Below are 16,571 nucleotides of genomic sequence, written 5' to 3' on the forward strand. Positions count from 1 at the left end.
TGAAACTTTGCGTACCTCTGCGTTCTTAAAACAGAACTTAAACAGCTACAGCTAGACGCTTGTTATAAGCAGAAGCATCTCCTTTGATAGCCTGACTCTGTTTCCCATCAATACCAACCGGAATATCACCCACAATAGTGACTCTCTGCACACGACGAGGTTGATTACCATAATCGGCTACAGCATAGTGTTGAGTGGCGCGATTATCCCAAAATGCCACATCACCCACTTTCCAACGCCAGCGCACTGTATTCTCAGGACGTGTCACATAAGACTGCAACAATCGGATAATATCATCAGATTCAGTGGTGGATAATCCCCGAATCTGACGCACAAACCCACCGATGAATAATCCTCGTTCTCCAGATTCAGGATGCACTCGCACTACTGGGTGTAAAGTCTCATATACAGTTGATGTAAAAACTTGGCGATAGGCTTTGAGTTCATCAGACAGATTAACTGCTGCTTCTGCATAGTCATAGGCGTTGCTATGAACAGCCCAGAGTTCATCCGCAATTCTACGTAGGTGTTCTGGTAAATCTTGATATGCAGTTACAGAATTAGCCCAAATAGTATCACCGCCATAGGGAGGAATTTCCAAGGCTCGTAAGACAGAACCCAGAGGAGGACGGTCTACAAAAGTTACATCAGTATGCCAATTATTCGCACGAGCAGCAGTTTTCCCATAATCCAAATCCAAAACCTCTGGATTTCCTGCCAAAGATGGAACTGTCGGATGCGCTGTAGTAATTTCTCCAAAGCGGCGCGCAAAAGCTACTTGTCCATTAGCATCAAGATTTTGATTACGGAAGAAAATTACCTTGTATTGGATGAGAGCCTGACGAATGTCGCGGATAATATCATCACTAAGATTAGCACTCAAATCAATTCCTAAAATTTTCGCGCCAATACGTCCAGCAATTGGTTTAACTTCCAAACGTTGATCAGTCATCGTTCATCCCCAGTCATATAAGTTTTTTCATTAAGTGAAGGTGGGGGGTACCCACCATTGGCGTAAATGTCAGTGAGGGAGAGCATCAGGTACAAAAATTGATATTAAGCGCGGTTATTCGTCGCTCAGTATGTCCATTTGGTGTGTTTGTGGTGTACTGCTACTAGAACAGTAACTACTGTTTGTCTATCGTTTTATCGTGGATTAGCTCTATATTATTACACAGCACTATTCACAGCACAAGTGCTTAGGCGATAAAATATCTGATGAGCAAAATCTCAGTTTACCTAATGATTAGTTAATCTAATATAATACTCATCTCCCTAGCATTTCAGTAATTAACGGGAAACAACAACTTAAGTTATGCAATACCTTCTTGCTGGATTATATTTAGTGTGCTAACTTTATGAATAACTAAATTTAAGCATTACTAAAGTTATGCGAAAATTGCCGAAAAAGTAGTTCAAGTAGCTAACTAATTTTAGGTTTTTGATTTGTAGGGGGGTTTTGAGAGAGATTCATGTTGGAAAAACAAATATCTTTTCAAACCTGCCTTGACTTTAGATTCAATCAAAAATTTAAAATCTAAAATTCGGATGGTCAATTTTTCAGCCAATTAATAGTTTTCAGTCCTTTCTCGGAAAATACTGGTGCAAAAAATTAGTAAAAAAAATCCTGAAGTAAACAAGAGTTTGTTTACTTCTTTGCATCTTCCACCTGCTCTGAAATCTCCGAATGTTTGTTGTTTTGTCCTTGGAGAGAGTATTTCTTTTTTTGGCTCTTGGATGACTCAAATAGCCCTTGTGTGGATGGTGTATCAAATCACAAACTCAGCCATGTTAGTGGGTGTAGTTGGATTTACAAATCAATTTATGGGGTTGATTATTACACCATTAGTAGGCGTGTTATTGGATGGTTGGAATTTACGATACGTATTACTGATTACACAGTTAGTATCTATTTTGCTTTCTGCTACTCTAGCATTTCTAACTACTAATGGTCATCTCACTGTTACGTGGATTATTATCATTGGGATCATGCAAGGTACAGTCAAAGCCTTTGATTTACCTGCTCGTCTCGTTACTATTCCTAGATTGGTAGATGACAAAGCAGATACTTATAGTGCCATTGCGATTCATTCTTTTTTAATTAATACAGCCAAATTTGTTAGTCCCATGATTGGTGGATTTCTATTGGCTCGATATGGGGCAGCCTCTTGCTTTTTAGTGGATAGCATTAGTTATCTACCATTTATTTCTGTTTTATTAACAGCCCAAATTAAATCAGTTGAACATAATTCTTCAGTGAATAAAACTAATATCTTTCAAAATTTACGAGAGGGGTTTGTATTTGCTTATAATTTCCTCCCCATCAGATATGTTTTAATCCTACAAATCGTGATTTGTTTTATGGTCATGACCCATGTTAATCTCATACCAGTATTTGTGAGCGAAACTTTAAATGGTAGTGCAGAAACTTTGGGTTTTTTGATGACAGCGTCTGCACTAGGTTCGATAATTGCTGGAGTTTATCTAATTTTAATGAAGGAAGCTACAAGATTAATCAAAGTTATAGCTTTCTCCTCTACAATTTTAGGCTTAAGTTTAATGATTTTCTCTCGTACTCAAAATTTACCAACTTCTTTAATATTGATTCTCATTGTGGGGATGATGAATACACTCACATTGGCAGCTATTAGCAACTTTGTGCAATTAGTTTTAATAGATGAAAATAAACGAGGTAGAGTCACTAGTATTTTTACAACAGGTTTTTTGGGAATATTACCCTTTGGTAATTTATTTTTTGGCTGGCTGTCTAGTAGTATAGGTGTCAACAATGCTCTATTTTTCGGTGGTGTGTGTTGTTTAATTGGAGCTTATATTTTTATCAAAAATTTGCCTAAGATTAAGAATATAGTGCTTTCAGTTTATTTAGAAAATGGCGTTATTTCTACATCAAAGTCAAATTAACCCAGAGAACCTACAGCAAAACCCCAACTGCTTAATATAACAGCCAGGGTTAATTTAAACTGCTACTGGGGTACTGAAGTTAGAAATTGATCGCTGATCTAAATTGACAAACATCAGCAGATAAATTTCCCTTAATTGCTCAATTCTAATAACTGCCTATTGGTATGAACATTTTCTGTTTTCATCACTTGATATAATACAGTTTCTCTAATGTTGATAAAGCCGTCACTACTTCTATCTCTGGGGCGTGGTAAATTTACAGGTAAATCTAGAGCAATTTGTCCTTCTTCAATGAGAATCACTCTGTCTGCTAGTGCTACAGCTTCTTCCACATCATGAGTTACTAAAAAGGCTGTAAATCCTCTTTCTTGCCATAGATTTTCAATCAATTGCTGCATTTCTAAACGAGTCAGAGCATCTAAAGCTCCTAGAGGTTCATCAAGCAGTAACAAACGTGGTTGATTCACTAAAGCTCTAGCTAAAGATACTCGTTGGCGTTGTCCTCCAGAAAGTACGGATGGCCATTCTTTAGCCCTATCTTTGAGTCCAACTTTCTCTAAGGCCCAAAGAGCCTTTTCCTCCCACTTGTCATGCAAGCCTAAACCCACGTTGTCAATCACACTTTTCCAAGGTAACAACCGAGGATCTTGAAACATGACGCGGATGGAATCACCAAGTTTACGCAATGGCTCTCCATCTAATAGTATGCCGCCACCACTTGGCTTATCCAAACCTGATACTAGACGCAACAGGGTGCTTTTACCGCAACCACTACGCCCTACTATGGCGACAAATTCCCCTGGTGTTACTTCTAAATTCAAAGAGTTTAAGACAGTTTGTTTACCAAAAGCCTTCGTCAAATCTAGAATACTGAGTTGTGTACCTTGTACACTTGCTTGTAAATTTGCAACCATTTTCTAAATCTCCTACAATTTCGAGTTGGATAATTATCTTTGTTGATAGTTGGGATTCCATGCCAAAAATTTGGTTTCTAATGTTCTGGCGATGACATCTGCTAGCTTACCGAGCAAGGCATAAATCACAATACTCAACACCACAACATCTGTTTGCATGAACTCACGGGCATTCATTGCCATATAACCAATTCCAGAATCAGCCGCTATTGTTTCTGCCACAATTAGGGTTAACCACATAATCCCTAAAGAGAAACGAACACCAACAAGAATGGAAGATAATGCACCAGGAAAAATTATGTGCCACAAAAGTTGCGGAGTTTTTAATCCATAAACTTTGCCCATTTCAATTAATCCCGGATCTACACTACGAATACCGTGAAATGTGTTGAGATAAAGTGGAAAGAAAACCCCCAGTGATACAAGAAATAATCTCGCTTGATCACCAATACCAAACCATAAAATTACCAAGGGAATTGTTGCCAAATTAGGGATAGTACGAAGCATTTGTAAGGAACTATCTAACAACTTTTCTGCTACACGAGAAAAGCCGTTGAGTAAGCCTAAACCAAATCCAATACTACCTCCGACAATAAAACCAGATATTGCCCGTGCAGCACTGATGCCTACGTGATGGAAGAGTTCACCACTAGCAGCTAATTTCAAGGCTGTGAATAATACACCACTAGGTGCAGGCAAAATTCTACTAGAGAGTATTCCCAGTCTAGAAGCACTTTCCCAAAACGTCAGGACTAAAAAAGGCACAATCCAAGGCACTATTTTCTGGACATATGGATGATTAATCAGCCATTTGAGTGATATGTGGTAGCTTTTGGTATTTCTCAGAGTAATAGTCACGTTGCTGCGCTCCGAATTCAAATTAATATACGGCAAGGCTTTAGCCTAAAAATTTCAAATTTTTCATCCACGTAGAAACATTTAGGCAATTGTATATTTTTTATAAGTCATGAAGAACTCTTGAGGAATTGTATAGAGTTCGCAGACGAAGATGATTTTGCCTATGAAATTGACCCCATCTTTGAGGACTTTGTTATTAAATACAGTATATCGACCAATTTACCGTAGATTATAGCCAAAATTTTACACCAAATTCTGTAAAAAGCAACATTAAAAGATAGGAAGTAGGAAGAAAGAGATTTTGATCAGATTTTATTGATGCACATCCTAGCCAGGTAGAACAGGGTAAATATTTGCAGTTGTGATCAGGCAGAGAGCCAGGGGACAGGGAGCAAGGGGAGAAAAATCTAATGATTATATTTCCTCTAATTAAAGAATTTAGTTTCTGGAAGTTCCTAAATACCCATAAGTTGTGGGCAATACTAATTTTGAATGAAAAGCCTAGATTCATAGCCTATTCTGGAAGCTCAAAACAATACTAACTATCTAGTAAAGCTACGAAAGCAGCCACTAAATCCTACTTTTAGCTCGGTTGTGTTCTGGAATGTTAAGGACTGCAAAATTTGTAAAAAATTATTAGCAAACTTATTTTCAGGCATACTTGCATTTTTCATAAAGATGTGAGATGCTCTGTTAAAGAATAAACTACGGTAAATCAATCGATTTAAAGTAGATAATAAAAATACATCACAAGTATCCCATTGACTGACTACTTAGCCAAAGTCAAGAGAGATATGATTTGGGCTGATCAAAGACTTTTAAAGTCAAAAATATCAAATTAATGATCTTGTTAGCAAAGACATGAGATAAAGCACAGGAGTCAGAATTTGAGCTTTATTCTTGTTTTTCATGATGAGATAAATTAGTTTATGGAACTCCCCAGATGAAAAATTATGTAAAAGTGTTTAGAAGATAAGAATATAGGGCTTCAAAACATCACTCAACTGGGCTAAGGGAAACTTTGATCACGCCCAATAGTAAACAATCTTCAAATCTAGATTGATGAACTGAACAATTAACTTATGACTCAACTGAAAACACTACCTAATTACGATCCAACATTATTTGAGGGTGCGGCTGAAGTCTACGCTCAATATAGGACTAAATACCCGCCTGCTGTATTTGATAAACTAACAGAAATATTTCATCTAAATGGTCAAGGAAGACTGTTAGATTTAGGGACTGGCCCTGGTTTAATTGCTATTCCCCTTAGTAGGAAATTTCAGGAAGTAGTAGCGATAGATCCTGATGGGGAAATGCTGCGGGAAGCGCAACAACAAGCAGCAAAAGCAGGAGCGAATAATATTACTTGGCTAGAACAAGGTGCAGAACTGATTAACACTAGTTTAGGAGTATTTAATCTAGCTACCATTGGGAGAGCTTTCCATTGGATGGAACGGGAAATTGTACTAGAACACCTGTATGAATTATTAACAGAAGATGGAGCGATCGCACTTCTCAATACTGGTGATAATCCTTGGGTAAGTTCCTTACCTTGGAAACAAGCTGCAATTGGAGTTGTGAAAAAATGGCTAGGCGAAGAAAGACGCACCGGACAGCGTGGACAAGGTATTCGTAAACCAGTTGATCCTCCCCACGAAGTTGTAATTGCTAATTCCCAATTTGCTCGCCAAGAAGTCTATGAAGTGTCATTTGAAAAGTCTTGGACAGTCTCTAGCTATATTGGCTATCTATACACTACAGCTTTCTCCTTAAAAATTTTCTATGGCGATCAAACAGCAGCTTTTGAAGCAGATATCACAGAAGCATTACTAGCAGTTGAGCCTTCTGGAGAATTTAAAGAAGAATTGACAGCAACAATTCATGTTGTTTGGAAACATTAATTGCATATTTTGTAGCTTTCTAGAGCTATCGTCAACCTCAACAGTCAATAGTTTTCATCAATCAATCGAATATGATCAACCGCCGTCGTTTTATCAATTTTGCCACATCTAGTGTAGGTGGTTTTTCCTTAGCTTATATGTTGGGAAGTTGTAGCCAACAAAGCCAACAAAATGTGGCAAATAGTACCAGTTCTCTGGAGATCAAAACTAAAGTTCTCCGCATGGGATATCAGAGTGCAGGGGATCTCGTCCGCAATCGGCAAGTTTTGGAGAAACGCTTAGATCCATTAGGAATCAAGGTTGAATGGTTACAATTTGCCCAAGGGCCTCAACTTATGGAAGGGATGGCTGCCCGTAGAGTTGACGTTGGATCAGTGGGAGAAACACCGCCAATTTTTGCCCAAGTCGCTGGTTCAGAAATTGTTTACGTCGTTGGTACACAAAGAACCGCAACAACCGGCAGAAGTAGTGTGATTGCTGTTCCTCCAGAGTCACCACTACAAAAGCTTGAGGAGATTAAGGGACAAGAAGTTTATTTTCAAAAAGGTTCGGCATCACATTATTTTATACTAAGAGCTTTGCAGTCAATTGGTTTGACCATCAAAGACATTAAAATCAAGAGTATTCCGAATGTTGAAGCTAGGGCTGCTTTTATCGAAGGGAAAATACCTGTTTGGGTGAGTGGAGATCCCCACTATGCGATCGCGGAAGAAATGGGTCGCATTCGTGTTCTTAGAGATGCTGTAGGGTTAGATACTCCTGGTGGTTACTATGTCGCTGACAGGACATTTGCACAAGAAAATCCTGGGGTGCTGAAAATTGTGATTGAAGAACTTCATGCCCTTGATAAATGGGCGGAGGCAAATCGAGATGAAGTGAAAAAATTGATGATCACAGAACAAAAACTTAAGCCAGATGTAGCTGACAAAGTAATGTCTCGTCGTACTTTTGCTGGACGCAGAGGATTAAGTCCTGCATTGATAGCGGAACAACAACGTGTAGCAGATTTGTTCTTTGAAACAGGTGTTATCCCCAAAAAGATTGATATTAACGAAGCTTTACTGCCATCTGATTTGTACGCTGCTATTACACCAGCAGAAATTATGGTTTAGATGATGTTTTTAGAAACATTACAAACTGTTATATGTTCAGATGAAAGTATTGATCAGTAATTTTGCACAATTTCTCATCAGAATTATTTAACTAGATAGGGCGGCTAAATCAGCCGTCTATTTCCATTTTCTGTGAACAAGCTATTAATTGTGAATCGCTATAAATGCGAGATCGAATTGCATGACCAAGAAGGTAAGAATTTCTAAATCTTTTCAACGTGCTGCTAATGCACCGGATTTGCCTAATACACCATTTAGGTTTATTTGTTATTTTGTGAACCAGTTTCGGTGGTGGTATTTAGCAATGGTCATTTCGGAGATACTGCACGCCACCTGCGGGATTATGCTCCCCTATGCGATAGGTGAAATTATTCGCAGTGTAACGCGATCGCCAGGAGATCATCAGCAAATTTTTGATGCTATTAGGCAACCCTTGATCCTGTTCACGGCCTTAAGTGTGGGTGAAGTTGTCTTTGGACGCACAGCCGGACTATTGCAAACTATTCTCCATCCCATCCACCGACAACATATTGTCCGTTCTCTATATGCTTACTTGCAACATCATTCTCATCGTTACCTGAGCAGTAGTTTTGCTGGAGCATTAGCACATCGCATCGGTGAAACTTCTTTGGGTGTGACTCAGACAATGCAAATGCTGATTACGGAATTTATGTCTGTAATCATCGTGTATATTGTCTCGACGATTTTACTGTACCGCGTTTATCCTCCCCTGGCTGCATTCGTGGGTGTATGGGCAGTTCTGTTTATCAGTATTTCCTTTTGGCTGGCGACTCGTTGCCGAATTTACTCCCGCCGAGCCGCATCTGCTAGAAGTGAGACAACTGGTATCATTGTAGACGCAGTGACAAATCTCAGCAGTAGCCGACTGTTTGCTCGTTTGGGTTTTGAACGACGTTATTTAAATGAGCAATTAAGGCACGAACTCAAAGAGGTGAGAAAGTCTAATTGGTATTCGGAGCGAATTCGCTGGTTTCAGTTCATCTCAGCCGCAATTTTGAAAATCGGGACTTTATACTACTCACTTTCGCTGTGGAGTCAAGGATTAATTGCGGCGGCTGACTTTGTTGTAGCGACTAGCTTATCATTACTTATTATTAGTGAAGCCCGAAATTTAAGCCGACGGTTTATTGAATTTTTTGAACATATCGGTAATGTTGCTAACGGTGTGTATACCATTGTTCAACCCCATGAGTTGATTGATCGCGAGCAAGCGATCGCTCACCCCATTACCCAAGGTAAAATCGAATTTCGGCAAGTTAATTTCAGCTACATAGATGGGAAGAAAGTATTTGAGAATCTTTCGATCACGATCAAACCCGGAGAAAGAATTGGCTTAGTGGGCTTCTCCGGTTCTGGAAAATCCACCTTTGTGAATTTGATTTTACGTTTATTTGATCCACAATCGGGACAAATTCTGATTGATGGGGTCGATATTCAAGATATGACTCAGGATGCCCTCCACGCCCAAATTAGCTTGATTCCGCAAGACCCCTCCCTGTTTCATCGGACATTGATAGAAAATATTCGTTACGGACGCATAGATGCAACTGATGAGGAAGTGATTGCAGCCGCACGCAAGGCTTATGCTCACGATTTTATTTGCCAAATTAAAGACGGTTATCATTCCTTGGTGGGTGAACGTGGTGTCAAACTATCTGGAGGACAAAGACAACGAATTGCGATCGCGCGGGTAATTCTCAAAGACGCGCCTATTCTCATCTTAGATGAAGCCACTTCCAGCCTAGATTCCATTACCGAAAAAGCCATTCAAGATACCTTAGACTTGGTAATGAATGGCAAAACTGTAATTGTGGTGGCTCATCGACTTTCCACTATTGCCCATCTCGATAGAATTTTAGTGTTTGACCACGGCCGCATTGTTGAAGATGACACTCATACTAATTTACTGGCAAATCGCGGTGCTTACTATAGGTTATGGAAAATGCAGGCTGGTGGATTTTTGCCTGTAGGGGCGAATAAATAAGCTGTTTTACCTTTAATTTGAATATTAGCAGGGGGGCAGGCTTCCGCCGTGAGCGTCAGCCGAACGGGAGCAGGGGGCAAGGGTGAAAATATTTTTCCTCTACTTTCCACTCCCTGCGCCTTGTCCTCTTCCAGAGGCTTAAAATCGAATTGGGGTAGGTAGTATTGTTTCGAGATTCTGGAATAGGCTAAGAATCTAGGCTTTTAATCCCAAATCCCAAATCCCAAATCCCAAATTAGTATAATTGTCAACTAAACTTCAATTAACTTAAAACCCCAAGGTTTGAGTGCAGCTAAAGCAATTTCTTTATCTATCCCTTCGTAGACTTCCCATTCTAGGGGATGGTCTTTCGGGTGTCCATCGCCGACATTTCCCGCAACCTTAATGATAGGACAATTGACCAGGCGATCGCGCTCTAATCTTTTAGGGATGGCTAACTGGACTTTGCGTCCGATAAATTTTACTGTACTATCTTTGGCGATAGACTCACGAATTAAACAGATATCACCAGCCGTTCCCCAAGTGGTTTCGTAGATATGGAGAAACGATATGTAGGTTTCTGGTTTGATGGTTCTTTTGAAAACTTTCATGGTCTGTCATCCTAAGATTGAGGAGCGAAAAAGTTGTTAAAACACAATAATCATCCACATACTAGCAGCCAGTCCCAGAACTGTGAAATGTTGCCAAAGCATATTTTTCCAAGGTTGTTTCGCAATCTTCTGGGTTAATACCATCGTTAACAACACTGAGAATATCAAAACGCTACCTTGTAAGAAAGCAATGACTGCGGGATGTGCTACCAAAACGGGTAATTGTTCGCCCTGTAAGCCAAAGGTAGCAAAGGTGACTGGCAAAATTTTTCCCCCTTCGCCCAAACCCAAACGCAGGTAATGGGCTAGGTTTCCCCCTAAGACTAGGGGTAAATAACCATAGGTGAGTTCGATAAATTTGCGGGGTTTGCGGCGAGGATTGAATAATTTCATGCAACCATAGGCGATAAATACTACCACCGCCGGTGTTAATAAGGCGAGAATAGATATAGCTAAATGTAGCCAAAATTGAGTTAAATCTAACTGTAGACCCAAGCCAGTTTGTAATTCCGGTAAACGATGGAGATATATTGCCCCCAGTAGTAATAATAATAATGCCACTTCATGATTGTAGGGTACATGAGTTGTCCAGAGTTCAATTCCTGGGGGACGCAAGTTAAATTCAACGGAACGATGGGGACAGGCTTTTAAACAAGTCATGCACAACACACAATCTCGGTTATCTTCTAACTGGGCGGGATGGGAATATAAAGGACAACCATCGGTTTCCATCCCTTCCCCCTTTTCCGCACCGCCTTTATAACATTGATAGGTAGTGCAGGTTGCAGAACATATCCCCTGCTGCGCCCGTAGTTCCGTCATGGAAAGTTTAGCAAATAAACCATTCATGCCACCGATGGGACAAAGATAACGACACCAAAACCGCCTTTCAAACAGGGCTGAAAAAATCATCGCCCCAGAGGTAATTAATAGGAGTAAACAAGCACAAAGATAGGCGGTGTTTTCTAAATTCCACAGTTCTTCCCAGAGGAAAATTAACGTGAATAACCCAAATAGAAACCAACCACCCCATTTTTCCGCCTTTTCTCTGGGCCAGCGTTGCAATTGACGGGGGAATAACCATAAAGATAATTTTTGAGTGATTTCACCGTAAATCATGAAGGGACAAACAGCACACCACACCCGCCCTAAAAAGGGGAAAATTAATAGAACTAGAGGCCACCACCAAGCCCAAAATAAATTTAAAGCAAAATTGCGATCGCGTGTTTGTGGCCCAACAAATAATACACCCACAATCAATGCAAATGCTACCACAGTAAAACCATAGTTAATTTTATCCGGCCACCAATTACTCCGTAAAAACCGCCGCAGCCCAGGATAAAGATTTAACAAATTTACGCGAAATTGCTTTTTCTTAGTTTCCGCCGACCAGAAAATTTCCTCTGTTAACTCGCTACCCTTCCCGACTTGCACAATTGCCCGTTCTACAATATTTTTCAACTCCTTGAGATTGCCAGGGAAATCGTAAGATTGCAGCCGGCGCAAAGCTTCAGGGGTAATGTGGGGTTTAGCCAGACCACGCGATCGCACATACAAACTGGTGTAATATTCTACCTGGGCTTGAATATCTGCTTTCCGCACCCGTAGCGGCGGAACTTTAATCACATGACCTACACAGCGTTCAATTTGAGACTGGGCTTTTTCCGCAACTATTAAAATTCTGGCTTTACTGGTGCGGGGTGCTGCTGTTGGTTCTCCTGGTCGAGTTACGGGGGTGTAGGTGTTAGTTGTGAGTAACTGCGCCACAGGCTGTAATAACTCTGGTGGTAACTCCTGAAGATTGTTTAAAATTAAACTTCCTTCCCCTAGCCATTCTAATAATCCTGGTTTTCCTCCAGCCCGACCAAATAAATCTGCACCACTAGTTTGTAAAATTCCACAGTTAACTTTAATTATCGGTTCACGGCGTTTTGGGGAACCAAAGTGAATCAACGCCGCAATATTATCTTTTTCTAAGCCTGGTTCGCCGAAAATTTCTACAGATTCCCTATCAGCTGAAGCTTCGCGGATTTGTTCTCTGAGTCTGAGGGCGTAGCGACTTGTACCTACAATTCCCCGTTGGGCTTTCGTCACCAAATATGGACGTAACGCCACAGAACGTTCTTGTTCATAAGTTAACGCAGATGTCACCTGGGCTAATTCTTGCGCCAATTGACGAGAAAAAGCCTGAGTAATTTCGGGATACTGACTAACTACATCACGGAACTCAGCCGCCGGGACAAACCAGAGATGAGATTCAGTGACAGCTTTAATAGTGTATGGGGTAAATTCATCTAAAAGTAATTCTTTGAGGTTAATTACTGCACCTGGAAGGAAACCGCAAGGAAATACAGGATGATTTTTATCAGTAATTTCACTTTCTAGCTGACCATCTACCAGAATATAAAGTGCATTTGGGGGAGTATCTTCTAGAATGAGACTGTTTCCTTGGGGTATGACTTGAGTTTGCATCAGGGGAGCGATCGCATTTAACACTGAGGATGAGAGAATCCCTAAAGTTGTGCGTTCCTGTAGCCAAATAACCGTCTCTGGAGATTGAAGCATGAGTTCCCCATTTTGCCTGCTTGCTGTATAACAGGAATTATCCCTGAAAACTGTTGTGTGATGAGTGTATTGGATCTGCCTAATCTTGTGGTTCCCTTGGCGTTGTTGGGTTTAATTATACTAACGGCGGTGTTTTTCAGTCGTTAATGGGGAATCCTCATATATATCGAGGTTACATTTACCCCAACACTAAAATATGACAACAAATAATTCCACAATAGCTAAAACCGTTACGAATGTAACCTTAGAAGGAATTACCACATTTGTTTCTGGCTTTATCCCTAGCGGCGCAGCTGGAACAGTCAACGGTACTCAAACAGCTTTAGGTGGTTTATCTGGTGTTGTTTACGATGCCGTTAATAATATCTATTACTCACTTTCAGACGCACGTTCAGATAGTAATGGATTAGCTCGTTTTTATACTTTTACTGCTAACTTAACTAATATTTCTACACCATCGGTTAGTTTTACCAATGCTACACCTTTAAAAGATATTAATGGGAATTTTTTCACCTCTGGCAGCTTGAATCCAGAAGGTTTTACTTTTACTCAGAATGGTACAGTCTTCGTGGCTTCTGAAGGCGAAGTTAATATCAATGCAGGTCGTGTAATTAATCCCTTTATTAAAGAGTTTAATTTATCCACAGGGCAGGAGGTGCGATCGCTGCCCATCCCAGCCAACTTTTTACCTGTAGTTGTAGATACTAACAGTAGTGGAACAATCAATACAGGTGACACCCAAACATCAGGTATCCGGGATAATTTAGCCTTTGAAAGCTTAACTATCTCCCCCAATCAACAAACTCTATACACAGCCGTAGAAAACGCTCTTTTGCAAGATGGGGGATTAGCTACATTTAATCTAGGCTCTCGCTCGCGCATCATACAATATAATCTAGTCACAGGGCAACCTGAAAAACAATACTTATACGTAACGGAACCAGCCGCAGAAGCACCAGTAATTCCCACAAGACCATTCGTAGGTAATGGTTTAGTTGATTTATTAGCTATTGATAACCAGGGGACATTATTAGCCTTAGAACGTTCTATTCTAAGCGGAGGTACAGTTGCGAATACAACTTATACCAATTTAATATGAAGTTGCATATAATAGGGGGAGGTAAATGTGATAAGTCCTCAGACCTATGAGCCGCCCGTTTAAGATAGAAATCGTGGAGAGCGAAGAAGAACTCAAAAAACGCCTGCAAACAGCCAGTGAAGGTAGCCAAAAAGAAAAGCTACAGATGTTGTGGTGGCTCAAGAGTGGGCAGGTAAAGGAGCAGCAAGAAATTGGAAAACGCTTGGCCAGAGATACTTCGACGGTGACGAGATGGTTACAGAGGTATAGAGGGGGTGGATTGTCTGAGTTATTAGCAGTGAAGAAAGCACCAGGGGCAAAACGAAAAATTACTGAAGAGGCGATCGCTTCATTAAAGCAAGAGTTGGAAACAGGAGAAGGATTTAGCAGTTACAGAGCAATAGTCGAGTGGTTGAAACTCAAACATGGATTGGATATCGAGTATGGAACAGTCTATGACTGGGTGAGATATCGTTTAGGAGCGAAACTCAAAGTACCACGACCCCAAAGCTATCAGCAGGATGAAAAACTCAGAGCCGAATTTAAAAAAAACTCGGTGTGCTGATAGTTAGTCTCGAACAACTGCTAGCACCAGGTAAAACTGTGCGCTACCTGTGTCAAGATGAAACGAGAGTGGGACTCAAAACCCTCACAGGCAAAGTAATTACAGCTAGAGGAGTTAAACCTACTGTTGAGGTGAAATGGCTGCGGGAAAATTTTTGGATTTATGGTGCAATTGAACCGTTGACTGGAAAGCATTTCCAGCATGAATACCCCAAACTCAATGGCGACTATTTTCAGCAGTTTTTAGACTGGCTATCTGAACAATTAGGCTCCGATTACGCCATTTTACAGATTGATCAAGCTCCTGCCCATACTAGTTCTACGATTCGTTGGCCAGACAATATTATTCCTCTACTACAACCATCTCATTCTCCCGAACTTAATCCCATCGAGAGGCTTTGGCAATTTCTCAAAAAATCTCTCAAAAATGTACTTTTCTCTTCTTTACAAGATTTACGTGAGCGCATTCAGCAGCTATTTGACCAATTAACTTTTGAACAAGTCATGTCTGTGTCTTCTTATGACTTTATTTTAGAAGCTCTTTTATATGCAGCTTCATATTAAATTGGTATTACCCCTCTTTTGTTACTACGGGGAAAGTATAATCAGGAAGAAAGCAGACAAAGCAAGTAAGAGGAATGGTTACAGCGCGTAGACAGCCAGTAAGCACAGTGGCATTCATAGATAACTATTGCCAGCACTATTATTCAGTATTTGAGGATGTGAGGCATTTTGAAGCATTCAAATTCTTACATTTGGGCATACTTTCAGAAATTAAGAGAAAAACTCTGCCAGAAATAGCTAAAACAGTGGGGCTAAAAGATAGCCAAACACTACATCATTTCCTGAGAGATGCACTGTGGGATATCAAAAAATTAAGAGAAATAAGGCTATGGTTAACAAAAATGTTTATTGGAGAAAGAGAAATAATTTTATGTATTGACGAAACCGGAGATCAAAAAAAGGGAAAATCAACAGATTATGTGACTAGGCAATATATTGGAAACTTAGGTAAAACAGAGAATGGAATAGTATCCGTAAATGCTTATGGTGTAGTAGATGGAATCACTTATCCTTTAATATTCCAAATATTTAAACCGAAAAATCGCTTAAAAGAAGGGGATAAATATAAGAGCAAACCCCAAATAGCGGTAGAGATTATTCAAGAGTTGAAAGAATGGGGTTTCAAAATTAAATTAGTGTTAGCAGATAGTTTATATGGTGAGAGTGGAGATGTAATTAGATGTTTAGAAAAATTAGAACTAGAGTTTATCGTAGCAATTCGCTCCAATCATGGAGTGTTAATGCCCCCAGGAAGCCGAAAACGTTATAATCGTTGGAAAGCTTATGAGCAAAAGCTTTCACATCGTCAATTAGAAACTCGTTACCTGAGAGAAATTATTTTTGGTCAACGTCGCCGCATCAGATATTACCAAATCAGTAAAGTTAATACACCCGACCCCACTGGAGATGAAAGTTGGTACATCATGACTAATTTATCAACTGATTTGTCACTGAATGTCGCGCAACTTTATAGTTTAAGAAACTGGATTGAATATGGTTTTAAAGAAGTTAAAAATGAACTGGGTTGGGCTGATTTTCGTCTGACTGATTATGAAAGTATTGAACGCTGGTGGGAAATCATTTTTAGTGCTTACCTTTTAGTTAGCATTCAGGCTACTTATTTTCAACTTTATGCCCAAACTCAATCAACATCTAGTTCAGAATCACCTTCATCAATAGACTTTAATATTTATCAATATAGTCAACATCCTAATTGGGAATCTGGTATAACATGGAAGAGTGCTTTAAATAATCTTAGATTGCTCATTCAACCCTATATTTTTTACTGTTTGATTCAACCTTGGCTCACAGTATTTAACATTCCTGGTATGAAGCGTTGCTTTTTGAAATTAATCGACTTTATGAATGATTTTCGCGCTTCTCCAGTCAGTTTCTCTGTTGCTAGTTGAATCTCTTGTCAATTTTTCTTTTCCTAAAGTAACAAAAGAGGGATTACACAATTAAAATCTATGAAGTAAAGCTACAAAACGCTACA

12 protein-coding genes and 1 pseudogene are annotated in these 16,571 nt (G+C 39.8%); 8 read left to right on the forward strand and 5 right to left on the reverse strand.

All coding sequences use genetic code 11. The features are described from left to right. Positions 1-37 precede the first annotated feature (37 nt). The gene (locus ACQFX9_RS14635) at positions 38-952 is read right to left on the reverse strand and encodes a TauD/TfdA dioxygenase family protein (protein ID WP_427162667.1); all 915 of its coding nucleotides are present in this window, start codon (positions 950-952) and stop codon (positions 38-40) included. A 785-nt stretch (positions 953-1,737) separates the two neighbouring features. Between ACQFX9_RS14635 and ACQFX9_RS14640 the strand changes: the two genes are divergently transcribed. Next, complete coding sequence (locus tag ACQFX9_RS14640) at positions 1,738-2,922, forward strand: MFS transporter (RefSeq protein WP_427162668.1); 1,185 nt, start codon at positions 1,738-1,740, stop codon at positions 2,920-2,922. 131 nt (positions 2,923-3,053) lie between these two features. Here ACQFX9_RS14640 and ACQFX9_RS14645 read toward each other — a convergent pair whose 3' ends face one another. Together ACQFX9_RS14645 and ssuC are read right to left on the reverse strand one after the other, a co-directional pair. After that, positions 3,054-3,836: an ATP-binding cassette domain-containing protein gene (locus ACQFX9_RS14645; protein ID WP_427162669.1), complete on the reverse strand. Its 783-nt coding sequence runs from the start codon at positions 3,834-3,836 to the stop codon at positions 3,054-3,056. Positions 3,837-3,869: 33 nt separating this feature from the next. Beyond that, positions 3,870-4,694 (reverse strand): aliphatic sulfonate ABC transporter permease SsuC, encoded by an 825-nt coding sequence (gene ssuC / locus ACQFX9_RS14650; RefSeq protein ID WP_427162670.1) that lies wholly within the window; start codon positions 4,692-4,694, stop codon positions 3,870-3,872. Between the two features lie 1,082 nt (positions 4,695-5,776). Here ssuC and ACQFX9_RS14655 point away from each other — a divergent pair. The 3 genes from ACQFX9_RS14655 (at position 5,777) to ACQFX9_RS14665 (ending at position 9,715) form a co-directional block, all read left to right on the forward strand. Beyond that, positions 5,777-6,598 carry a class I SAM-dependent methyltransferase gene (locus tag ACQFX9_RS14655; protein ID WP_427162671.1) on the forward strand — a complete coding sequence of 274 codons (822 nt, stop codon included), beginning with the start codon at positions 5,777-5,779 and terminating at the stop codon, positions 6,596-6,598. A 71-nt stretch (positions 6,599-6,669) separates the two neighbouring features. Further along, the gene (locus ACQFX9_RS14660; RefSeq protein WP_427162672.1) at positions 6,670-7,710 is read left to right on the forward strand and encodes an aliphatic sulfonate ABC transporter substrate-binding protein; all 1,041 of its coding nucleotides are present in this window, start codon (positions 6,670-6,672) and stop codon (positions 7,708-7,710) included. A gap of 181 nt (positions 7,711-7,891) precedes the next feature. Continuing rightward, on the forward strand, positions 7,892-9,715 hold the full coding sequence (locus ACQFX9_RS14665; protein WP_427162673.1) for an ABC transporter ATP-binding protein: 1,824 nt from the start codon (positions 7,892-7,894) through the stop codon (positions 9,713-9,715). A gap of 251 nt (positions 9,716-9,966) precedes the next feature. Here the strand turns inward: ACQFX9_RS14665 and ACQFX9_RS14670 are convergent, their stop codons facing one another. Beyond that, a complete protein-coding gene (locus ACQFX9_RS14670) occupies positions 9,967-10,305 on the reverse strand; it encodes a hypothetical protein (protein ID WP_236143037.1) in 339 nt (112 codons plus the stop codon). A gap of 36 nt (positions 10,306-10,341) precedes the next feature. Then, entirely contained in the window at positions 10,342-12,870 is a 2,529-nt protein-coding gene (locus tag ACQFX9_RS14675) for a cyclic nucleotide-binding domain-containing protein (protein WP_427162675.1), read from the reverse strand. 223 nt (positions 12,871-13,093) lie between these two features. On the opposite strand from ACQFX9_RS14675, the pseudogene ACQFX9_RS14680 reads away from it, so the two are divergent. The 4 genes and pseudogenes from ACQFX9_RS14680 to ACQFX9_RS14695 all read left to right on the forward strand — a co-directional run. Then, positions 13,094-13,948: pseudogene (locus tag ACQFX9_RS14680) on the forward strand (esterase-like activity of phytase family protein); the annotation flags it as partial. Between the two features lie 67 nt (positions 13,949-14,015). Next, positions 14,016-14,513 (forward strand): helix-turn-helix domain-containing protein, encoded by a 498-nt coding sequence (locus tag ACQFX9_RS14685; RefSeq protein WP_427160281.1) that lies wholly within the window; start codon positions 14,016-14,018, stop codon positions 14,511-14,513. Then, positions 14,507-15,076: an IS630 family transposase gene (locus ACQFX9_RS14690; RefSeq protein ID WP_427156769.1), complete on the forward strand. Its 570-nt coding sequence runs from the start codon at positions 14,507-14,509 to the stop codon at positions 15,074-15,076. Before ACQFX9_RS14685 ends, ACQFX9_RS14690 begins: the two co-directional genes overlap by 7 nt. Before the next feature lie 74 nt (positions 15,077-15,150). Beyond that, complete coding sequence (locus ACQFX9_RS14695; RefSeq protein ID WP_427156771.1) at positions 15,151-16,485, forward strand: IS701 family transposase; 1,335 nt, start codon at positions 15,151-15,153, stop codon at positions 16,483-16,485. Positions 16,486-16,571 lie beyond the last annotated feature (86 nt).

The sequence above is a fragment of the Aliinostoc sp. HNIBRCY26 genome, from assembly GCF_050235535.1.
Classification (GTDB): Bacteria; Cyanobacteriota; Cyanobacteriia; order Cyanobacteriales; family Nostocaceae; genus Trichormus.